Raw genomic sequence first — 19,490 nt, 5'->3', positions numbered from 1 at the left:
GAGGCCATATGGAACTCAGAGTACTAGCGCAGCTCATCACAGCACCAGAACTTCATCGGCAATTGCTCGGGCACTACAAAGGTGCATATTCGCTCGGCATTGGTCAACTGCCGAAGCATCCGGGCAAGCATGCACTGATTCTGAGCGTTGTCGATGAACCCTCTGAATCATTCCCTAAGTACGTCGTGCTCAATGGCGAGAAGGTTCCAGTGTTGATCGAGCACGATTTCAGCGTCGCAAAACCGCTTGCAACGACGTATTGAAGTCTTTCGACTCTACTACCAAAAGCTAGTGAACACCAGGGATGAGTGGAGGACATATGGCGGCGTCTCTGCAACAGGCAGCGAGCATGGTCGAGTCCGCAGCCGCGAAACTCTTTGACGCGGATCCCACGATACGCTCAGTAGGCGTGGGCGAGAGGGACGGCGACGTGGGGTTTGTTGCAGTGCGAAACGCCTTATGTGCGATTCCATATTATTCGCCCAGCGCTTGGCGTGTAGCCCCTGAGAAAATAGAAGACCTGCGCGTCGAGTATGTCAAAGAGTTCGCAGATCCCCGAAGCCTCATAGAAGTACCTCATACTGGCCCGGGCAGTCCTCAAAGCGTAAGCACAATGCCTGAAGTGCATCGCACCCGTCCCCTTGTGTGCGGACTTCAGATTCAAAATTTCGATGACGACTCGCGAGAGGGCCTACTTTCGCGCGGCACATACAGAATCGGCACACTTGGTTGTTTTGTGTCAGTGAATGGCGACATTGCCATCCTCTCTAACAACCACGTCGGCGCGGGAGAAAATCGCGGGAAAAATGGAGCCGATCGAATCTTGCAAGAAGGCGGGGCGCAGTTTAACTCACACCTGTTGGCCGCTACGCTGACGGATTTCGTGCGGCTTGTGGAAAGCCCAAACAGCGCCACGATCGCAACGGGAAACGTAAATTGGAATGATGCCGATGCATGCGTGGCTAAGCTCTCTCCGGGCGAAAGTCATGTCCAAGGCTACTTACCGATTCGCAATGCGCGGCCCCCCACTGGGAGCGGCGACGCTAGACCCGGCGACCGAGTCTTCAAGGTTGGCCGGACCACAGGATTAACGTTTGGGACCGTGAGGCAAATGGCGGCAATCGTTCCGATCGAATACAGCATAGGCAGGTGTTGGTTTCGCAATGCCGTTGTGATTGAGGGCGAAAACGGCACCACATTTTCTAACCCAGGGGACTCGGGCTCGGCAGTGGTGCGCGAAAGTGACGGGAAGGTTGTCGGCCTAGTATTCGCCGGAGGCGCAGTCTATACCTACGCCTGTCCTATTTCAGCCGTACTGAGTGGCTTGAACTGCATACTCGTTTAACGCCAGCGGCATACAATCGACGTCTGCGTGCCAACGGATGATTGTTGACGATCCAGGTCGTACTCTCCAACGTCCGATCATGGCCGGCATCGGCCACTTCCTTAGCCATCGATCCCAGAAATGAGCATAGAGCGCCTGCACTAGACGTCGCTAACGGACCCCACACACGCGCAGTGCTTCGCGCGCGTAAACCTGCAATGCGGTCAGTTTCCGGATTGAGCGGTCGCCGTCGCCGGTGATGCCGAGAAGCGCATCAGCAGTCGATCCGTCAAGTTCGGCTGTTCCGGTTCCATCAGTTCCGCCGGCGGCGGCGCCACCACCGGGCATGCCACCGCCACCGGCTGGAGCGATGCAACTGGCAGTTGCGACGCGCAGCCGGACATCGCCAGCGCGCACATCGGCGCGTAGAGCATCGATCGTCTTTTGAGCATTCGTTTGTTCCGTTCGATAGATTAGTTCGACCGCGGCGACGGCCGATGCCGCACGCACCGTTTCTGCGAGCGCGGCGTCGGCCGCCGAGGCGGCCATATCGGAGATCGCTCTCAATTCAGCCTCGTGTTGCTGCCGAGCGTTCGCAAGATCAGTCCCGGCGCTGGCAATCTGCGCGCCAAGTCGCCATTGCTGCACGGCACCGGCCAGACACCCGCCGATGAACAGCGCCGCAAATAGTGCTTTCCAGTTCAATTGCCCCCCTCGCCCCGATCGTCGGGAAGCTTGCCGATGTACTTGTGCACAACGGCCTCAAGCACTACTTGCCCGCAAATGCCTAGCGCCGAAGCGATGCCGACCAGGCCCGTCGCCGGAAGATCCGGAAAGACAGTCAGCGTGGCCCCGGCGCTCATGGACAGGCCCGCACCGATAATGATCCGCCCGGCCACAACCCGCACCTCGAAGCGTTCGCCGCTCAACAGCCACTTGGCGAAACCGATCACGGCCCCCACACCGAACAGCGTCAAGAGCTCCTTTTCATGTTCGTTCAGTTGCATCACGTCTCCCCTGCATTCCGATCAGGACCGACGGCGCCGACCGCCTGCCGGTGAAATGCATCCCACGATTCAGGTCGCGGCTTGCCGGGGCGCCAAGTGCGCAAGTAGAGCGCCCACGCGCCGGCGGCATCGTCAGCGGGGGGCAGCCTTGGCGGATCGGTGAAAAGCAGCAGCCGCGCGACACCTGCCGCGAGGATGTCGTCATGTTCGAGCGTGCTGTAGATCGAGACCGGATCGAATCGGACATGACGTACGTCGCACAGCCCATTCAGCCAGTAGCGGCTCGCGTCGTGCAGGTAGACGCCCCACACGCCGCCGCGGGACTTCTCCGTACCCTGCTCGAACTGCCAGAAGCCGCGGGCGGGACCGCCGTTCATCTGCCGGCGAGCCATGAAGTGGCTTTCCTGCAGCCCGATTGCCGTCAGCATGACGCGAGCGGGATGCGAGTCCATCGCAGACGGCAAGATGGCAAGCGCCGGCGCAATGGCGTCCCTGATAACTTGGTCCAATGACACTGCTGTCCTCCACAAATAGAAACGGCCGCACGCGGCGGCCGTAAACGAAAAAACCCGCCGAAGCGGGTGTGGTGATTGATTTACTGCGTCAATTACTCGCCAGTATGTGCGCCAACCGAGTCAAACCCTTCGGCGTAACACGCACCTGCTCGACGAGCTTTTCGGAACCATCTGAGCGCGATACTTCAGTTACCTTGTGCTCAAGATATCCAGCCTGCACCTTCTCCTGATAGCCGACGAGCGCATTGCCGTTCCGGTCGGCAATGATCCACTGCGGCGTGTTGCTCGGCAGCAACCCGAAATAGTCGAGCCCTTGCAGCAATTGCGTCGCGCCGGTGCGCACGCCGATCGCCGTCGGCAGCCGGTTGAGATCCGGCACACCGGGCAATGCCGGCACATCGGGGAAAGGGATTAACGGCACTCTCGCAACCCAAAAAAGTCCCTCGGGGTTAGCCCAGGGCTCACGTAACAGAAGTTGACAGTCGGTTCTTTCGATATGGGCGGCGGGCTAGAATGCCCGCTCCCGTCAACGGAGAACTACAAGATGAAACCCGTTCTTGCTGTTGCTGCAATTGCCGCCGCCCTGCTCTCGCTCTCGACCGTCGCCTCGCATGCCGCGTCTCCCGCTGATTTGCAAAGAGACTTCGACCGGTGCAATACGATAAGCGGCCTGTACGGAAGCATTGCGCAGACCAGAGACATGGGAGCCGATCCGCAATACGCGTTCGATAGCATGAAAGGACGAGGATTTGGAGACGGTGTGAACCCGTCGGAAAAGCAGCTCAAGAACATGATCAACACAGTCTACTTCGACCAGCGGTTCGCGCACTACACCGCCCATCAGATCAAGATGGGGATGTTGGATGCCTGTCTCGGTCGAGGCCCAAAGCCCCTGAAATAACGCTACGTGACCGGAATCGCGCTGTTCGCCATAAGGCCATGCTGATTGATTTCAGCGCGCATATCCGACGCGACAGCGCGGCCGTCGTTGGTGTTTGAGCCGTAGACATTCACCGTGCCGATGTTCGTTTCGACAGTCGAGGTCGTCGTCGTGCCCCCGGCTTGGGAGCGAGTCGCGGCGGCGTACATTGGCGCGAGCGACGCGCCGTCGAGCGAGGCGTGAAGCGAACTTGCGGCTGAAGAACGCTTCTCGATCTCGGCCGCAACATTCAAGGGACGCTCGTACCTCGATGAAATAATGCCGCCCGCCTCACCTGCTGAAGTTGTTGCGCGCAACGCGCGCCCGGCGGCTTGTTCACGTCCCTTGGTCAGTTCATAGTTCACGAACTGCAACTGCTCATCGAGGGTCGAGTTGTGTATGTCCTTGCCGAATACGCGCTTGAACTCTCCCTGCCTGTCGGCATGCCATTGCGCAACACCGTAAGCGGCTCCGTTGTCGCCTTTGATGTTTGGTCGCAGCCCGCTCTCGACATTCAGGTTCGCGACGATCCCGCTCGCCTGCTCTTTCGTCCACCCCATCCGCATAAACGCCGCTACCGCCGCCTTGGCGTTGCCCGACGTAACAGGTACGCCGGATGACATCTCTGCCGCGCTCGCGTTCGTAGATATCGCATTCGCAAAGTCTTTGGCCGCGTCGACAAGCGCCTTGGATGCGGTCTGCTGAGCAGTGGCTGCATCGCTCAGTTTGCCGGCGGCATCCTTCGACACCTGCGTTGCCTGTTTCGTGTCGCCGGGCCACTTGCCACCCGCCGCCTTCTCGGCCGCGCGAATCTTCTTGAGCTTCTCGTCTTCGCCAGTGTTCAGACTCTCGGAGTGTGTCAGACCGTAAATCAGGGCACCGATCGGCCCGAGCCACCTCAGCGCGCCACCACCGGCAGCGGCAGCCGCCCCCGTCGCTGATGTCGCGCCCTCTCCTGCAGCCGCCGCCTCCGCAGCTGTGCCTGCCACGCCACTCAGCCAGCTCCCTCCCGCGGTCGTCGCAGCGGTTCCGGCCGTGGCGGCCGTCCCGGCTCCAGCAGCACCCGCTGCTCCGGCCGCACCCGCCTCCGCGCCCGCACCGGCAAACATGCGCAGGAACTTGGAAGCGGCGGACCGGCCAAGCAGCCACGTACCGATCGCGCCGATCGTCCCTGCGCCGGCGACACCGACTGCGGCACCCGTGGGATGCTCTGACGCAAGATCGCCCAGCGCTTCGAGCCCTTTCGTGGCTTCCTTCATCGCAGCATCGAAGCCCGGGAAGTTCTGCAGCGACATTCCGATTTTCGTCTTGAGGTCTTGATAGGCCTTATCGAGCCCCTTTGCATCCTCTGCTGCCTGATTGTTCGCGCCAGCAGCGTTGTTGTAGGAGTCAGCGATTCCCTTCGCGCCGCTCTGGACGAGCTGGATCATCCCCGAGCCAAAACCAAGCGCCGGTGTGTTGCCGAGAAGGTTGGCAATGTCGGCGTTTGACTGGCCCTTCATCGAACCCGCGATCTGCGTGAAGATGTCCTGAAACGATCCCTGCATCAACGCGTTGTTCGAAACGCCGACCATCTGCATCCCGGCCTGCAGCGTCGCGTCGGCCTGATCCTGTCGCCCGAGCTTCACATCGGAACGGAATTTCGCGATGCGTGCGGCAAACTGATTAAACTCAGCAGGGTCGCCGCCGAGCTTCGTCATGACGTTCTGCCACTTCTTCAGCTCGTTCGCCGAGTATCCAAGCAGTTGCGATTGCGTCTGGAGCTGCGAGAGACCGCTGACGGTCCTCCCGATCATTTTCCCGAGGCCAGTCGCAGCGAGCGTGCCAGCCGCCATGTCCAGCAGTTCCAGCTTTACTTTGCCGTACTGCTCGGCCAGCTTCTTCGCCGCCTGTTCCTGCTTTTTTACCTGCGCGATCTGAGCGTCGGCTGCTTTTTTCGATGACTCCGTGATCTTCTTGGTCACCTCATTCTGCGTCGAAACCATCCGCTTGCCGGCCGCCTCAGCATCGTGCGCGCCAGCCTTGTAGCCGGACGTGTCGAGTTTGAGCGTCACGAGCAGCGCATCAATGATCGTCGCCATTTCGTACCTTGTTCTGGTTGTGGATATTGACCGAATGGACCTCAATCATGTCCCACATGTCTTCCAGGCCATACACGGTTTGCAGTTCGATCAGCGTGCACAGTCCGCTGCTGAGTGCGAACCCAATCGAGTGCGGCACATTCGCGTAATCCATCAGCGGCACATTCGGGCCGTCAGGAATGCCGAAATCCAGTCCTTGACGGCCGTCTAAAAACCCGTGTGGAGTCGAAACACCTCACGGCGCAGCACCACGCGCGTGACCACTTCCTCGATATCGTCGACAACGAGGCCGCGCACGACTTCTGGCTTCGAAGGATCCGGAATGATCGAGACGCACTCCATCATTTCGTCGATGAGCGGCTCGGCTTCGTGGAATTCGACACGCATCAATGCATCCAGGCCGACTCGTGCCATCGCGCCCATGCCCTCACGAATCGCGCTCTCAGGAATATTCATCCCTGCGCGCCCGAGAGCGAGCAGCGCGCGAATCGCCCACTTCTCACCGCGCTCCGCAGGCATTTCAACGAGCTTGAAAACCTTTCCCTTGTCGCGGCCCTCGGCCTGCACGGTGTAGGTCACAGACTTTCTGGTCATGCTGTAGCCTCGCCGATGACCTGTTCGAATGCGATTGTGAACGACACATACTCGAGCACTTTTTTCGCATTCACCATCTTGTTGCCCGTTCGCAGGATGCCGTTCATGAGCGAATAGCGACGCGCGATTGAGGGAATCGAAATCGAGCCGTTGCAGTAGTACACCTCGCGCGCGGTGCGCTGCGCTGTCATCCAGTTCTCGAAGACCGGCAGCGACGGCGAATCGGGCATGATCGCCACCCGCAGCATCGTCGGGTTAAAGATGAAACCGCCGCTCATATGGCCGTCGACGCCCATGACGATCTCGGCCATTTCCACCGCCTCGGCGCTGAATGCGTCGTCAGCCGCATAGCCTTGAATTGTCTGCGGCGTGGGATAGAGATTCGTCACAGCAAGACTGAAAGCCGAGTTTGCCGAAGTAATTGTTGCCATCGAGGCACTCCAGAAAAAGCGAAAACCGCCCGAAGGCGGCTTCCAGATGCGTAAGCGGAACCGTTACGTGGTTCGGTCGGCGTCACACCACACAGACGCTCGCGAGGTCGAGCGCCTGCATGCTCTCGCCATCTGTGTAGTAAAGAGTCATCGGCGGGCTCCCGCGCGCAGCGCGGATATCCGCCGTCGCCGGGGCGATGTAGAGGTAAAAGCCTTTCGCCTGAATCGTCATCGAAGCGTCGAAACCGAGTGCGTTCTGGATCTGTGCGACCTCGGAATACGAGAGCTCGATACCGGTGCGGATCGCACCGTAGTTGAGCGCTTTACTGATCGGGTCGAGGCACGCGGCGTCGACCAGCGAATCCCCCTGCGGGTTGTAGGGCAGCGAATTGATCGACATGAGCAGTTGGACCATCGCCAACTGCAGGTTTGCGTTCAGCCAGATCTGGTTGAGGAAGCTATCGAGCCAAGCCCAGGTGCCCGAAATCACGCCGGCGTACATGAAGTTCCACGATGCGGTGGAGTTCGCGTATACGCCATAGAAGTTGTAGCCGTTTGCCTTCAGCGCGAGCGCATCGGACGCGCTGTTCACCGCCGGCAACAAGCCCGACTGCGTGCGAAACGCGAGCGTCGCGCGACCATTGCGGCGGTCGAAATCGAGCGACGCCGCGAACCCGAGGATGAACGCGGCGTGCGTGTGGTCACCGAACAGCGGCACAGTGCCTTCCATTTCCGCCTGCTTCACCGCGTAGCCCCACGTCGTCGTCGAACCCGCCACCTTCGCATTCGGGTCGGAGTCGTACCCGACATACGCGAACCGCTCGCCAGTGCTATTCGCCCACTTCGAAAACTCCGTTTTATCGGCCGTCTCCGGTTCCCACGTCGTCGTGAACAGGGCCCAGTTTTGCGTCAGTCGGTCGACGAGGTTCGCCATGAACGTTCCGGGGTCGTCCGCATCTGCCCCGGGAGAAACCGTGGCACCTGCTGCTGTCGTCAGGCCGAGCACATCGGCAGGCGAGCCCGGTACTGGTAGCCCGCCGGGACTCGTGACTGACGACGACGCGCCGGTCGTGCCGCTCGTGACGACAAAAGCTTGACGCAGCGAGTCGAAAGTCACATCAGCAGCCAGGTCCGCGCCCAAAGTCTGCGCGGCATCGGAGAAGCTGGTGACGTCCGACAGATCCACGTTAGCGTCCTTCTGCACGCCGTCGATCACAATGCTGAACGTCCCGCTCACAGCCCTCAGCTCGTCGAGCGTCATCGAGGCGCGCGACGCGCCGCGCATCGACCCGGATGCCGCCTGCTCGTTGAATCGAACGAGATACAGGGTGCCCGGCGTCTTCGTGCCGTTCGTGAACCCGCGGAAGTAGATGTTCGCCATTTCGGCTTCGATGGACTGCGCACCGGTGTAACTGGCAACGTCATCAGCGATGGCGAAGGGAATCGCCTGTCCGTTCGGAATTGCCGCCGATTGCGACACAATCAGACCGTTCAGGTTGACGGCGTTGCCCGATGCGCTAAGCACGCTCGGCAACACCCTCACGATCTGCGAGATGGGAATAGCTTGGGTCATGGGTGCTCCAATGACAATAAAAAAGCCACCCGAAGGTGGCTCTGTGTGCAGAGACGATGACGATTACTTATGCGCTAGACGGTCGACATTGATCAGGCCGTTCCACGCCTGTCGGACCGTAGTTTCAGCCGTTACCGGGTTGCCCGCGGTGCCGATTTCCAGGCTGTCTGCGAATTCCTGCGCAACCGTGACGACAGGCTTGATCTGTAATTGAAGGTCGATCGTCCATCGGCGCTCGACCTCGTTCTCGGCATTGCGAAACGGCACCTGTCGCGCTTCGCTTGTGTAAAGCGGCGCGATCTCGATGCCGGATGCGGCCAGTGCATCGACGCCGTATGAGTCGCGAAACAGCATCGTGATGATCTGTGCGTTGTCGGCGCTTGCCGGGCCGTGCACGTCGAGCTGCACCGTCAGCCGTGTCGACTGCGACACCTGCTTCACGGACAGTGCGGCGGGAAACCCGTCGCTATACCGCGTGACGTTCGTCGCGAGGCGATCGCGCAACAGTGGCCACATCACGACGAAGTCAGGAGATTGCGGCTCGGACACCCGGTTGTCCTGTCCCTGCACGACCTCGATACCATCGGCCAAGATGCCGAGCAGGAACGCGCGCAGCGCGGCGAGCGCCTCGGATTCCGTGAAGGAAAGTTCTGCGCGCATCGGTCAGTCCATCTGCAACTGGATAGCGAGCGCACACCAGTCGGCCCACGTTTCCATGACCTGAACGACCTTCCACGTGGTGCCCTGCAGGGACTGCGGAACAGAATCCGCAAGGGCGAAGACAAAAAGGTCGCCGCCCTGGTTGTCGCGCCGATATACGCCGCGCCAGTCACCATTCAGGTAGGCCTTGCGCAACACGCCCTGAATGTTGAGCCCGTCGAGCTGCTGGAGCTCGGCCGCGCTGAGCGCCTGCACCTGCACCGTTTCGCCCGACTCAGAATAGTCCGGAGTGCGCTTCCCGTCGGCCGCGGTCGCATAGCCGGTGCTGCGCTTTAGCGTCACCTCGACGAACGGATTGATGGTGCCAATCGCACCTGAGACGATGTTATGCAAGTTCATTTTTCCACCCGGTAGCTCGTGCTGTTCATCATGTGCCCACTTTCAATCAGCGGGTCGTTGAAGCCTTTCTGTGCGATGGTTGATGACGCGTTTTGCGGGTTGGAAAAGTCGCGAATCGATTCCTGCAACTCGCCCTGAATCAATTCGCCCATCTGCGCGAGCGCGAGCGGCGCGTCATAGTCGTTGGCCTTCAGCAACTTGCCTATGTCGCTGCCCCAGTGCCCGCTTTCCTTCTGGACCATGCCGCGGAAGTACGGACGCGGTGGGATCGTCACGGTGTGCTCGGGCACGAGGTGGGTCGTCTCGAAGTTCGATTGCGCCTGTTTCACGAACCGGCCGCCCTTCAGGAAATCCCCCTCCTTGTTGATCTTCCGGTGCAACGTGACTTCGTGCTCGGGGATCGTCACCTCGCCGCCGAACTCGTTCATCGCGGCGATCAGCGCGACAGGCGTGCCATCGGGATAGGTCGCGTCCTCCATGAATCCGACTTCCAGCGTGCCCGGCTGCGCGATCTTGGCCGCGAGCTCGCGCAGGTATGCCTCGAGCTTCTCGCCACCCGAAAATGCCTTGCCTGCCATCACCACCTCCACCCGCCGCGCCCGCTCCACGGGTTGACGATCGGCGCCGGGCCCGGCACGTAGCGCATCGAGCGGTACTTCGCTGTCGCCTGCCAGAAAGCCAGCCCATATTTCGACTGCGCGTACCACTGCGCGCTGCCCGCCGGCAGATCGAGTTGCGTCTGCACCGACACGCTGCCCTCTGTCGCGCCACCGATCCTGCCCACGAGTGGCGACGAAGCCTGGCCGTTCAGCGGGGCGTTCAAGGCCGCGATATGTGCCGTCACCATGTTGAGCAGCAGCGCGCGCTCGCACAGATCGCGCACAATGCTCTGCGGACTGTTATCGCAGTAGAGCTGTGCCTCCTTGAAGTACTCCTGCGCCAGCTCGGCGCTGACCCACCGCGCGAGTTCCGGATAGCGCGTGCTCCAGCGGGCGTATGAGAACTGAACCACGCCACCGCAAACCATGATCAGGTCGCCCGCTTCATGTCGGAGGTGGACAGCCCCTTCGGCAGGTTGGCTGGGTCGAGACGCTCGACATTCGACTTCATCTTTTCTTTTTCGCGCGCCTCGGCCAGCGTGCTCGCGTGCTCGACGTGCGCGAAGATCATGCCGTTGACGATGAAGTCCGCCTCGCTGTTCTGCTCGAACCACTCCTCCCAGAACGCTTTCGGGATGCCGCGGGTGATCGCATAGCCGAATTCGATCTGCTGGTGTGGTCCCTGGTTCTGCGGGAACGAATTCCCCTGAATCTTGAACGTCTTCGCTCCGCGGCGCGGTTCGGCGATCTTGTACGTGCGCACGCCGCCGCCCATGACCGGCTCATTGCGCTCGCGGAAATCGTAGAGCCGCATGGTCAGATCCATCGGCAATTTGGACGCGACACTCACGACGGCGGTAGACGCTACGTTGTTGCCCTTCCTAAGGGTGTTGGTGGATTCTTCGGTGGCCACATTTCTCTCCGGAAAAAAAAGCCCGGGAACGCCGGGCGCGAATTGCTCAAATCGGTCAAATGCTTGGGCGTTACGCGCCGACCATCGTCGACATCGCAAATGGCTGGCGCAGGATGAAGCCCGACGACCCTTGAGCCATCTTCTGACTCCACGAGGAAAGTCCCGGCACCACGGGGCCTGCCCACAGCTTTGCGTTGAAGCTGCAGTAACCGGAGTTCTGACCGCCGGCGTCCGGGCACCAGCACTGAACGATCTCGCCGATGGCAGACCCCTGCGGGTTCTGCGGCGAAAGCGCTCCGTACTGCATAGCTGTCTTGACCGTCAGATTCGGGAAGTTCTTCTTCAGCAGGTCCGCCACGTTCACGTTGAAAGTGTTCGTTGCGGTCATCGCGCCTTCACGGCTCGGCGACATGCCGAGGACGAATCGCGACTTCGTGTTGATGCGGCCTGCGGACTGGTTGATCTGCTGGATCACGAGCGCCTGGACGTCCTCGAAAATCTCGTTCGCGCTGGCATTGATCGACGTGCCATTCAGCCACGCGACGCCGCCGTTCGCCTTCGGAATCGGCGTGATCGCCTCGTGCAGCGAAGGATCGTTCAACGCACCGTAGTTCTGCAGGCCGTCGACGCCGCGGAAGTAGGTCAGGTTGCCGAACTTGTTCAGGCCGTCGATCGCCGCCTGTTTCTGCTCGGCAACGAAACCGATCTTCGCGAGCCCGACGCGCGCGATCTCCAGTTCACCGTATTCGACGATGGTTTGATAGAGATACGGCTGCCGTTGCGGAAAATTCGTGTTGATACCGGCACGACCGTTGTTGTTGAAGTCGCCGTAACTCGACACCTCGTACGTGCGCTCGACCACCGGGAAGATCAGCGCGGACGATGTCCATTCGCCCTTCTTCTCCTCGCCGAAGATCTCCGCCGCCTCGTTGGGTGCGGTGAGAATCTGCAGAATGTCGGGGTCCGTATAGAACGTGAGGTATGCCGGAATGCCCGAGTTCGGCGTGGTGATCAATTCCGGCTGCGCGTCCATCGCCAGATTGATGTCCTCTTTCCATTCGGGCCGGCAGAACGCCTGCGAGCCGGGAAAGTTGATGCCCCAGTGGGTTCGGTGATAGTCGAGCGCGACACGCTGGTCGTGCGGCGCCATGTCATACGCCATTTTTTTGGCCATGATGAATTCCTCGAGCAAAAACAAAGGCGCCCGAAGGCGCCACTGCTGCGTTGATAGTTGTCCGTAAGCGTGTGAAGTGCCTTAGCCTCGCAGCCAGGTCGTCATCTTCACGAGTTCGTCGGGAGCGCCGGCAGACGCCGCGACCCATTTCGTTTTCGTGCCGCCGATCGTTTCCATCGCCTCCGATGCGACCGTCTGCCCGATGTTGACCGCGTACGTACCCGCGCCGCCCATGCCGGTCAGTTGCCCGATCACCGCGGTGCCATCGGCTACGCTCGCGCCGGTAATGGCGTCTCCGACACCAATCTCGCCCGAGTCGACATCGGTCACGGTCAGCGTGCCGCCAGAACCGGTGATCTCAGTCGAGTCGATCGACTGCGCAATGCTCACCGCGTACGTGCCGTCCGTGTCCACACCGATGATCTCCGTGCCATCGGCGACACCCTCGCCGCTGATCGTCTGCCCGACGCTCAGCACGCCAGACGTAACGGCCGTCACCGTAAGCGTGTTACCTTCAATCGATCCGGTGACGACGTTCGGATCGATTTGCCCGGTGACGCTCGCGCCCGCCCAGTTCTTGTCGAAGCGGATCTGACCCGTCGAATTGTTCGCGTACGCCGGTTGGTCGCGAGCGCTCGTTGCGTCGCCGTCATTGCGAACCCAGAAGCCACCCGCGCTGAACAGCGTGATCGGAGAGCCCACCGGCATCACGAGGCCATACTCGGCGAGGAACGCGGTGATCAGTGCCTGCTGATCGCGACGAACGAAACCCGAGGGCTCGCCCGCGCCATAGCTGTTCACGCGTCGTCGATCGACCGGATCCAGCCAGGCGAAGCGGCCGACCGTCACGCCGTTGGCACCTGCAATCAGCGCGGCTTCGCCCGCGTTCACCGTCGCTCGCGGGTTCGAGTCGCAGAAGTCGCCGAGTACTGCCGGCGCTGCTTGCACATTTACCTGTCGGGGAAAACTCATAATCTGCTCCTGAGATGGGACCGAGGGTTAGCGGCCGAGGCGGTGGACGTTCGGAAAAACCTCTTCCATGTCGTTTGGCGGTGCGATCGCCGAATCTTCCGCGATGCGGTGCCGCGGCTGCTCGCCGCCCGGTTTCGGTTGGGCGAGCAGGATTGCCTTGTAGGCGCTCGGGTGGACGTCCTTGATGTCCACTTTCAGCACCTCAAGTGCGCCCTTGTAGACGCCGTCGGCACTGTCCATGGCGGTGAGCTTGCCGACGTACGGCTTTACCGCTTCCTCGGCCTCCTGAATCGCGCGCAGGCGCGCGATGGTGGCCTGCTCGGTCTCCGCTCGCGCGGCATCGACGGCCACCTTGATCGCCTTGTCCATAGCCGCTCGGTTCATCGGGTTTTCCTCATTGGTCTGATCGCCCGGATTCGCGTTGGCCGCGCCGGGCGTTTGCGGTGGATTGTCCTTCGCCGTGGGGTTCGCGGCCGCCCCGCCCTGGGCTACCCCCGCGCCGTTCGTTTCGTCCGTCGCAGCCGGCGCCGCGGTCAGCATCGCCTGAACCTGCGCGAGATCCTCGTCGCTGATCTTGCCGCGAAGCAGGGAGAGAATCCCCTCAATCTTCGGATCAACATCGTCGGCAGCGACCTCGTCGTCATCGACCTTCTCGCCGTCGAGCGTGTCGAGCAGCTCGATCACGTCTTCGATATCGGCATCCTTGGCCAGCAGCGGCTTGATCGCCGAAGCAATGGTCGGCTTCTTCGCCAGCCAGTTGCTTCGCTTCACGCCCGCCAGAATCGCACTCAGACTCGCATTAAGGTCGGGGGCCGCATCCGCGGCGATCTTTGGCTTCAGGACAGCCAGCAAGGCCCCCTTCGCCATAACAGCTTTCTTACTGAGAGACTTGCTCACTGTCGTAACTCCCATCGGGTTGATTGAATCGGCAACCAGCACATCGGGGCCCGCACGGCCCTTGCGCACCAGCGCCACGTGGTTCGCGCGGATGTCGCGCATGACCCCGTCGTAGGCGACGCCTTCATACTCGCCGGGCGTCATGTCGGCTTTGTAGTAGTACGCGCAGCTGATTTCCTGCTGCTCGCCTGACTCGACGCCGCGAATGGCGTCCTGCACCCAGATGACGAGCGAATTGTCGAGATACGGCGCGTTGAACGTGGCGTCGGTGCCGGTCGCGCCCACAACGCATTCCGGCCTGTGGTCCTCGGCACTCACCGGCACATGATCGTTGAGCAACGGCACGCTGTTCCATGTCGGCACCGACTTCGCCAGTTCATCCGGATCGCGCAGCAGCATGTACGCGCGATTCGGATCGAGCCCGAGCTCCTCGTAACTGACGATCTCGTCGCCGCGGTACGGGCAGACCATCGCTTTCGAGATGTGGCTGACCTCGATGCGCATGCGGCCGTCCTGATCGACGGTTCGCACGCTCGCGCGATCGAACGCCAGGCCGCGCACGCTATCCGCGGCGGTGCGCGCTCCGACCGACGTCTCGATCGTTTCCTTTACTCCGGGGTGAAGCGGCTGCGGCGGATTGTCGAGCGGAGCCCAGCGGAACGCGGAGTGCTCCTCGACCTGCAACCGTGGCTTGAACTTCCGGATGACGTTCATGCGGAACGTCACGAAGTCCACGCCGTCGAGGTCTTCGACGCTGCTCATCAACCCAAGCTCGCCATACGGCATCGCGCCGATTTCCTCGCGCGTTTCACGAATTGCCGTCTGTTCGGGCGTTTCGCTGCCGGCCGACTTGCCGCCCGGAAAATCCCATTCGCCCGGATGGTTAGACGTTGAACTGCGCAGCAGAAACAACGCTTCGCGCTGCGGCGTCAGCAGGCAGATGCCGGCGCCCTTGATGCGCTCGTCTGCTGCCATCGATGCTTTCTTTCCCATGCGTAAAAAAGCCCGCACGAGGCGAGCTGTCTGAACCTTACTGTTGGATGGTGTGCGCGCTAATCGGCGTCCGCCGTCGCGCCTTTGATCGTCGAAGCGAGCAGCGGACGTGAGGCGGTACCGGTGTCGCTGAGCGTGAGTGCAGGCAGGATCGACCGCGACACGCAACGGCAGTTAATCAACTGCCCGGGAAAGATGTAATCACCGTCGATCAGCATTCCCTTGTCGATATCGAAGATCTTTCCGTCCGCTTCCAGATGCGACTTGCGCGGTTCCTTTCCGCCGTTGCTGTGCAACCATTTCGCCTGCGTGATGCCGAGCGACCGTTGCCGCACCCGTGTAATCGTTGCTGTGGCCTTGTTGTTCTGGTCACGCGCGATCAGAGCCGCGCGCCGCCGTGTCACCCCGTACCGCTGCTGCAACTCATTCGTCAGGGTTCCGAGATCGCGGCCGGTCGAGACGCTGCGCATCACCAGCCCTTCGACCTCGCTCAAATGCTGCGACGCAATCGATTTGATCAGCCCAACTTGCTCACCGATCGTCGCCTGCATCACGTCGTTGGCCTCGCGCGTCATCGTGAACTCGACGGCAAATCCACTGCGCTTCAGGATCGACTTCAATGAGCCGTCGACGCGCGCTGTGGCATTCGTTGCGAAATACTTAGCCAGTTCCGGCGCGGCTTCGTCAAAGCGTTTCAACCACCGGATCGCCAGCTTGCGCATGGCCGCGCGCAGCGCCATCGCGGGACTCATTGCGTCCTGGGCGATCTCCGGCGAGTTAGCGCGGTAGCTAGCCCGCAGCCAGTACAGCAGGCTCGCGTGCATCTCGTCGACGAGCGCTTCGAGCTTCCGGCGGTATGCCGCTTCGAGTCCCGCGTTCGGGTGTATGGCGCCAAGCACGATCGACCGCCGGCGTGCCGGCGCGCGCGTCATGCTGGCACCATCTGCGGCTGGTTCTCGTGCTCCTCCAGCCCGAACTCGTTCGGGCCCGGTCGACCGCTCTCGGTGACGGGCTCCGGCAGTTCACGGTCGAGATCGAGCGCCGGATACGGCGAATCCTCCTCGTTCGAGATACGCGTGCGGCGCTCTACGGGGAAAAGCACACCAGCCTCGATATCGTTCCGGTCCGTCTCCGAGTTGAGTTTGCGGATGTTCGCCTTCTGCTCCTCGGTGATGACCTTGAGTTGGTTCCAGGCGAACCCGATTTCCGGGTCGATCTCGCCGAACAGCGACAGCTGCACGAGGTTGAGAATCTTCGACACGTGCGGCGTGTATATTTCCTGATTCGCCGCAATGGTGTCCTGAAAAACTTCGATCTCGTCCTGACTGGAAGCGTTCAGGCCCGCCGGCGTGATGCCGGTGAGGTACACCAAAGGAAGCCCGGATGGTGCGCACTGCTGTTCCTGCGACTGCGCCTGCAGCTTGTCGAGGCCGCCGAGGGGCGCCGACACGTTGCTGAATTCCTCGGTGTCTTTGTTGATCGCGTTCACGCCGTGGTTGTCGCGCGCGAGATTGAAAATCTCCATGCGGTTGTAAAAGTTTTCCGCGCCACCGCCTGCGATCACTTGCGCCATGTCGGTCGCAAGCGTCCACACCGTGAATGCATGAATTAGGTCCGACACCGACTGCCGCGTACGGAGCCAGTTATCGACATAGGGCTTCATCATCTGCGTGAGCGACAAGCCGGCGAAGGCGTACGCTGGCTTCAGAATGTCCGGTACCTCACGCGAGACGATTGTCAGCAGGCGGCTCGAATGAATTTCCTTACCCATCACGAACCAGCTTTCCGGCTTGTAGAACGTCGGGTCGAGCGGATCGTTGGCGTTGAACCGGTTCGGATATGTCCAGATCGGCTCGATCACGGTTAGGCGCTTGATCGAGCCTTTGCCGACCTTGACCGGCGACTCGACGAGTTCCGTTTTCAATTCGTCGCGCGCGTCGGGCCCCGACCCTGTGCCGAGGTCGACGTAGATCTGCGAGCGACCGAAAAACCCGTCCTGCTCGATCGCCTCGCGCATCTTCGCGCGAACGTTCAAACGCTTGAACTCCGCCTCGATCTGTTTGATCTTGTCGGACTTGTCTTTCTCCCCCGTCGCCTGAATCTTGATCCACTTGCGCGTCATCTCGCGCGCATACACCTCGGCGGGCTTGCGGAACTCAGGGATTTGCGCCCAGTTCGCCAGCGTGGCGAATCCGGGGAACGCATAGCCTTCGCCGAAGGCAGCATTGACGTTCTCGAGCAGCCCCATCGCCGACGCGGCATTCGCGTCGAACGCCGCATCCATCGCGATGCGCGCGCCAGTGTCGCCTGTCGGCAGCACGCCCTTCATCGGCTCGTACGGCCGGAAGACGTTGCGGCTGGATGGCTTCTTACGCGTCGGCGACTTCGCGCGCATCGCGAGGACGGCCTCGGCCGATACCTTCATCGCGATGGCCTTCACCTGCTCGGCCGGCGCGTTCTGGCTCACCTGCTCCGCCATGCGGTTTTTCTTGCGTTGCCTGCGGTTCATGTACGTGTTCGACCCATTCGGGCAAATTGCTTGACTGTGTCCGCGCTGACCACCATCGGCCCCGCTCCACCCAGCATGTCGGCGATCGCATCCACCATCGGGTCGATCTGGTCATCGTGCTCGTGCGTGTCGTCGGGCGTGAACGCCTCGCACTCGCCAATAAAATCGCTGACCCACGGTGCGTTGAGCGGCACGTAGACGTTCCCCGAATCGATATGGCTCACGACGTCCATCACCCGCATGAGCTTGTCCTTGTCGCGGCCAATGCCCACCACCGGCACGCCGCCCTCGCTCTTCACTTCCTGAATCAGACCGGTACCGCTCGCCTTGTCCTCGACAACCATCTGCCGCAGCACTGGCGCGTCGGGGTCGCCCGCGCCGATGGCAGCGTGCTTGTTCCAGAAGTCCTTCGCGCGCCGTTTGAGTTCGGGCGCTTCCCACTTCCCTCGCACAAGGTCGATCAGGTAGATGTGGTTGTCGTAACCGTGGCCCCAACACTCGAGCACGCTGTAGTCGTGGCGCTCCTCGGTTTTTTGCGCGGTGTCCGCGTAGACCTTCCGGTACCGCAGGCGCGGCAGCACCTCATAGCGGCCGAACTTGGCACCGTGAATAATCCCGCCGCCGAGCGGCGTCGGCCGCTGCTGATACTGGCCCGAGAACACGAAACGGTCGGCCTTCTCCGTGGCGAGCAGATCGTCCAGCGGCTCCTTGTACGGCCAGTACGAAAAGCGGCCGTGCTCGTCGCGCTCGTTGCTGTCGACGAGCTCCTGAATGTGCTCGGGCAACGTCTCGACATACGCGTCGTCGATCAGCGCCGGAATCTCGATGTACTCCCAGTCGCCCGGTACCTTTCCGGATCTGATGAAGCCCGTCGGGTCTTCCTCGGCCAGCCGCTGCATGATGACGATGATCGGCGTGTCCGGATTCGCTTTCCGGCTCTTGACCGTCGAGATCAGCCTGCGGTTGGCCTTGTTGCGGGCCGGCTTGCTGTAGGCGTCCTCGACCTTCAGCGGGTCGTCGATGATGATCGCGCCCTGCCAGCCCTCGGCCATGTGGCCGGCACGAAAGCCGGTGATCTGGCCGCCGAGCGAAACCGCGTACACGCCGCCGGCCTTCTTGCCGTCGGCGATGACGTTCCAGCGCTTCTTCGACTTCGCGTCGTCAGCGATCGTCAGCGGCCAGAGTGCCTGATACTCGTCGGACGAGACGATTTCCTTCGCCGTCTCGCTGTTGAGCAGCGCTAGGTCATCCGAATAGGAGATGTGCAGGAACCGCGCACGCGGATTCTTCGCGAGGCCGCGAGCGATCAGATTGATCGCGACCAACTCGGTCTTCGACGAGCCCGGCGGCACGTTAATTACGACGTTCTTCAGCTCCCCGCGAATCACGCGCTCGACCGTATCGGCGATCAGGACATGATGCCAGTTGACGCGAAACTTGATGCCCTGCCGGTGCTTGAAGAAATACCGGCTGAAGAACAGGTGGTCGCTTTCGCACTTTTCCTTTATGACAAGGCGTTCAACCTCCGGATCAATACTCGGACTCAAGTTTTTGCATGACGGCTTTGACGGCATCCTGTGTTACAACCGTTGTCCTACTCTCGATCTGGCCGCCGTCCTTGCCCGTCAACTCGACAGCTTGGGGTGTCTCGCGCCAACCACCGCGGGTCTTCAGCCAAAAGATGATGCTCGCCACGTTGCCGGCCTTCGCCTTCTTGAACAGGGCTTGCGCGACCGCCGTGTTGGCCTTGACCAACCCCTCGGTCAATTCCTTGCGGAAGTGCTTCCGCAGCGTCGGTACCGAGATCGGCTTCTCGTTCGCGTCGAGGACGAGCATCACCATGTCTTCCTGCGGAATGCCGAATGCGGCGAGCTGCTCGACGAGCTTTCGCTGGTCGTTGTTCGCATTGAAACTCGGTCGTGCCATTGCT

The 19,490-nt window shown here is 61.3% G+C and carries 24 protein-coding genes; 3 read left to right on the top strand and 21 right to left on the bottom strand.

Annotated features, from left to right (window positions below; translation table 11 throughout):
- Window positions 1-8 precede the first annotated feature (8 nt).
- The gene (locus tag OKW30_RS07005; protein WP_429346367.1) at window positions 9-263 is read left to right on the top strand and encodes a hypothetical protein; all 255 of its coding nucleotides are present in this window, start codon (window positions 9-11) and stop codon (window positions 261-263) included.
- Window positions 264-304: 41 nt separating this feature from the next.
- Window positions 305-1,345 (top strand): trypsin-like serine protease, encoded by a 1,041-nt coding sequence (locus OKW30_RS07000; RefSeq protein WP_429346366.1) that lies wholly within the window; start codon window positions 305-307, stop codon window positions 1,343-1,345.
- A gap of 150 nt (window positions 1,346-1,495) precedes the next feature.
- Here OKW30_RS07000 and OKW30_RS06995 read toward each other — a convergent pair whose 3' ends face one another.
- The 4 genes from OKW30_RS06995 to OKW30_RS06980 all read right to left on the bottom strand — a co-directional run bounded on the left by OKW30_RS06995 (window position 1,496) and on the right by OKW30_RS06980 (window position 3,267).
- A complete protein-coding gene (locus OKW30_RS06995; protein WP_429346365.1) occupies window positions 1,496-2,029 on the bottom strand; it encodes a lysis system i-spanin subunit Rz in 534 nt (177 codons plus the stop codon).
- Window positions 2,026-2,331, bottom strand: a complete 306-nt coding sequence (locus OKW30_RS06990) for a holin (protein WP_429346364.1) — start codon at window positions 2,329-2,331, stop codon at window positions 2,026-2,028. Before OKW30_RS06990 ends, OKW30_RS06995 begins: the two co-directional genes overlap by 4 nt.
- The gene (locus OKW30_RS06985) at window positions 2,331-2,846 is read right to left on the bottom strand and encodes a hypothetical protein (protein ID WP_429346363.1); all 516 of its coding nucleotides are present in this window, start codon (window positions 2,844-2,846) and stop codon (window positions 2,331-2,333) included. The genes OKW30_RS06990 and OKW30_RS06985 overlap by 1 nt, the downstream gene beginning before the upstream one ends.
- 88 nt (window positions 2,847-2,934) lie before the next feature.
- Window positions 2,935-3,267, bottom strand: a complete 333-nt coding sequence (locus OKW30_RS06980) for a phage antirepressor KilAC domain-containing protein (protein WP_429346362.1) — start codon at window positions 3,265-3,267, stop codon at window positions 2,935-2,937.
- A 123-nt stretch (window positions 3,268-3,390) separates the two neighbouring features.
- Between OKW30_RS06980 and OKW30_RS06975 the strand changes: the two genes are divergently transcribed.
- Entirely contained in the window at window positions 3,391-3,747 is a 357-nt protein-coding gene (locus OKW30_RS06975; protein WP_429346361.1) for a hypothetical protein, read from the top strand.
- A gap of 2 nt (window positions 3,748-3,749) precedes the next feature.
- Here OKW30_RS06975 and OKW30_RS06970 read toward each other — a convergent pair whose 3' ends face one another.
- The 17 genes from OKW30_RS06970 to OKW30_RS06890 all read right to left on the bottom strand — a co-directional run bounded on the left by OKW30_RS06970 (window position 3,750) and on the right by OKW30_RS06890 (window position 19,486).
- A complete protein-coding gene (locus tag OKW30_RS06970) occupies window positions 3,750-5,846 on the bottom strand; it encodes a phage tail tip lysozyme (protein WP_429346360.1) in 2,097 nt (698 codons plus the stop codon).
- Complete coding sequence (locus tag OKW30_RS06965) at window positions 5,830-6,000, bottom strand: transglycosylase (protein WP_429346359.1); 171 nt, start codon at window positions 5,998-6,000, stop codon at window positions 5,830-5,832. Before OKW30_RS06965 ends, OKW30_RS06970 begins: the two co-directional genes overlap by 17 nt.
- 53 nt (window positions 6,001-6,053) lie before the next feature.
- The gene (locus OKW30_RS06960; protein ID WP_429346358.1) at window positions 6,054-6,425 is read right to left on the bottom strand and encodes a hypothetical protein; all 372 of its coding nucleotides are present in this window, start codon (window positions 6,423-6,425) and stop codon (window positions 6,054-6,056) included.
- A gap of 11 nt (window positions 6,426-6,436) precedes the next feature.
- Window positions 6,437-6,871: a phage tail fiber protein gene (locus OKW30_RS06955; RefSeq protein ID WP_429346357.1), complete on the bottom strand. Its 435-nt coding sequence runs from the start codon at window positions 6,869-6,871 to the stop codon at window positions 6,437-6,439.
- Window positions 6,872-6,953: 82 nt separating this feature from the next.
- A complete protein-coding gene (locus tag OKW30_RS06950; protein ID WP_429346356.1) occupies window positions 6,954-8,444 on the bottom strand; it encodes a DUF3383 domain-containing protein in 1,491 nt (496 codons plus the stop codon).
- Window positions 8,445-8,507: 63 nt separating this feature from the next.
- Window positions 8,508-9,104, bottom strand: coding sequence for a phage neck terminator protein (locus OKW30_RS06945; protein WP_429346355.1), 597 nt, complete (start codon window positions 9,102-9,104; stop codon window positions 8,508-8,510).
- A gap of 3 nt (window positions 9,105-9,107) precedes the next feature.
- Window positions 9,108-9,503 (bottom strand): hypothetical protein, encoded by a 396-nt coding sequence (locus OKW30_RS06940; RefSeq protein WP_429346354.1) that lies wholly within the window; start codon window positions 9,501-9,503, stop codon window positions 9,108-9,110.
- Complete coding sequence (locus tag OKW30_RS06935) at window positions 9,500-10,081, bottom strand: hypothetical protein (RefSeq protein WP_429346353.1); 582 nt, start codon at window positions 10,079-10,081, stop codon at window positions 9,500-9,502. The genes OKW30_RS06940 and OKW30_RS06935 overlap by 4 nt, the downstream gene beginning before the upstream one ends.
- Window positions 10,081-10,515, bottom strand: a complete 435-nt coding sequence (locus OKW30_RS06930) for a DUF4054 domain-containing protein (protein WP_429346352.1) — start codon at window positions 10,513-10,515, stop codon at window positions 10,081-10,083. The genes OKW30_RS06935 and OKW30_RS06930 overlap by 1 nt, the downstream gene beginning before the upstream one ends.
- 17 nt (window positions 10,516-10,532) lie before the next feature.
- Window positions 10,533-11,015 carry a hypothetical protein gene (locus OKW30_RS06925; RefSeq protein ID WP_429346351.1) on the bottom strand — a complete coding sequence of 161 codons (483 nt, stop codon included), beginning with the start codon at window positions 11,013-11,015 and terminating at the stop codon, window positions 10,533-10,535.
- Between the two features lie 70 nt (window positions 11,016-11,085).
- The gene (locus tag OKW30_RS06920; RefSeq protein ID WP_429346350.1) at window positions 11,086-12,189 is read right to left on the bottom strand and encodes a hypothetical protein; all 1,104 of its coding nucleotides are present in this window, start codon (window positions 12,187-12,189) and stop codon (window positions 11,086-11,088) included.
- Between the two features lie 81 nt (window positions 12,190-12,270).
- Window positions 12,271-13,161, bottom strand: a complete 891-nt coding sequence (locus OKW30_RS06915) for a phage cement protein (protein ID WP_429346349.1) — start codon at window positions 13,159-13,161, stop codon at window positions 12,271-12,273.
- A gap of 27 nt (window positions 13,162-13,188) precedes the next feature.
- Window positions 13,189-15,219 carry a DUF2213 domain-containing protein gene (locus OKW30_RS06910; protein WP_429346348.1) on the bottom strand — a complete coding sequence of 677 codons (2,031 nt, stop codon included), beginning with the start codon at window positions 15,217-15,219 and terminating at the stop codon, window positions 13,189-13,191.
- On the bottom strand, window positions 15,111-15,983 hold the full coding sequence (locus OKW30_RS06905; protein WP_429346347.1) for a phage minor head protein: 873 nt from the start codon (window positions 15,981-15,983) through the stop codon (window positions 15,111-15,113). The genes OKW30_RS06910 and OKW30_RS06905 overlap by 109 nt, the downstream gene beginning before the upstream one ends.
- On the bottom strand, window positions 15,980-17,560 hold the full coding sequence (locus tag OKW30_RS06900) for a DUF1073 domain-containing protein (protein ID WP_429346346.1): 1,581 nt from the start codon (window positions 17,558-17,560) through the stop codon (window positions 15,980-15,982). The genes OKW30_RS06905 and OKW30_RS06900 overlap by 4 nt, the downstream gene beginning before the upstream one ends.
- Window positions 17,557-19,134, bottom strand: coding sequence for a phage terminase large subunit (terL, locus tag OKW30_RS06895; RefSeq protein ID WP_429346345.1), 1,578 nt, complete (start codon window positions 19,132-19,134; stop codon window positions 17,557-17,559). The genes OKW30_RS06900 and terL overlap by 4 nt, the downstream gene beginning before the upstream one ends.
- Window positions 19,091-19,486: a hypothetical protein gene (locus tag OKW30_RS06890; RefSeq protein ID WP_429346344.1), complete on the bottom strand. Its 396-nt coding sequence runs from the start codon at window positions 19,484-19,486 to the stop codon at window positions 19,091-19,093. Before OKW30_RS06890 ends, terL begins: the two co-directional genes overlap by 44 nt.
- Window positions 19,487-19,490 lie beyond the last annotated feature (4 nt).

This window comes from Paraburkholderia sp. Clong3, from assembly GCF_050436485.1.
In the GTDB taxonomy this organism is placed as follows: Bacteria; Pseudomonadota; Gammaproteobacteria; order Burkholderiales; family Burkholderiaceae; genus Paraburkholderia; species Paraburkholderia tuberum.
The sequence above is the reverse complement of the archived record's forward strand: the minus strand, read 5'-3'. Positions and strand labels throughout refer to the sequence as shown.

Excerpts from the sequence above, each read along its gene's own strand:
- OKW30_RS07005 (WP_429346367.1), top strand. The coding sequence starts at position 9 with ATGGAACTCAGAGTACTAGCGCAGCTCATCACAGCACCAGAACTTCAT.
- OKW30_RS06935 (WP_429346353.1), bottom strand. The coding sequence starts at position 10,081 with ATGGCAGGCAAGGCATTTTCGGGTGGCGAGAAGCTCGAGGCATACCTG.
- OKW30_RS06950 (WP_429346356.1), bottom strand. The coding sequence starts at position 8,444 with ATGACCCAAGCTATTCCCATCTCGCAGATCGTGAGGGTGTTGCCGAGC.
- OKW30_RS06890 (WP_429346344.1), bottom strand. The coding sequence starts at position 19,486 with ATGGCACGACCGAGTTTCAATGCGAACAACGACCAGCGAAAGCTCGTC.
- OKW30_RS06945 (WP_429346355.1), bottom strand. The coding sequence starts at position 9,104 with ATGCGCGCAGAACTTTCCTTCACGGAATCCGAGGCGCTCGCCGCGCTG.
- OKW30_RS06990 (WP_429346364.1), bottom strand. The coding sequence starts at position 2,331 with ATGCAACTGAACGAACATGAAAAGGAGCTCTTGACGCTGTTCGGTGTG.
- OKW30_RS07000 (WP_429346366.1), top strand. The coding sequence starts at position 305 with ATGAGTGGAGGACATATGGCGGCGTCTCTGCAACAGGCAGCGAGCATG.
- OKW30_RS06915 (WP_429346349.1), bottom strand. The coding sequence starts at position 13,161 with ATGAGTTTTCCCCGACAGGTAAATGTGCAAGCAGCGCCGGCAGTACTC.
- terL (WP_429346345.1), bottom strand. The coding sequence starts at position 19,134 with ATGCCGTCAAAGCCGTCATGCAAAAACTTGAGTCCGAGTATTGATCCG.
- OKW30_RS06905 (WP_429346347.1), bottom strand. The coding sequence starts at position 15,983 with ATGACGCGCGCGCCGGCACGCCGGCGGTCGATCGTGCTTGGCGCCATA.
- OKW30_RS06955 (WP_429346357.1), bottom strand. The coding sequence starts at position 6,871 with ATGGCAACAATTACTTCGGCAAACTCGGCTTTCAGTCTTGCTGTGACG.
- OKW30_RS06940 (WP_429346354.1), bottom strand. The coding sequence starts at position 9,503 with ATGAACTTGCATAACATCGTCTCAGGTGCGATTGGCACCATCAATCCG.
- OKW30_RS06975 (WP_429346361.1), top strand. The coding sequence starts at position 3,391 with ATGAAACCCGTTCTTGCTGTTGCTGCAATTGCCGCCGCCCTGCTCTCG.
- OKW30_RS06920 (WP_429346350.1), bottom strand. The coding sequence starts at position 12,189 with ATGGCCAAAAAAATGGCGTATGACATGGCGCCGCACGACCAGCGTGTC.
- OKW30_RS06970 (WP_429346360.1), bottom strand. The coding sequence starts at position 5,846 with ATGGCGACGATCATTGATGCGCTGCTCGTGACGCTCAAACTCGACACG.
- OKW30_RS06965 (WP_429346359.1), bottom strand. The coding sequence starts at position 6,000 with ATGGATTACGCGAATGTGCCGCACTCGATTGGGTTCGCACTCAGCAGC.
- OKW30_RS06900 (WP_429346346.1), bottom strand. The coding sequence starts at position 17,560 with ATGAACCGCAGGCAACGCAAGAAAAACCGCATGGCGGAGCAGGTGAGC.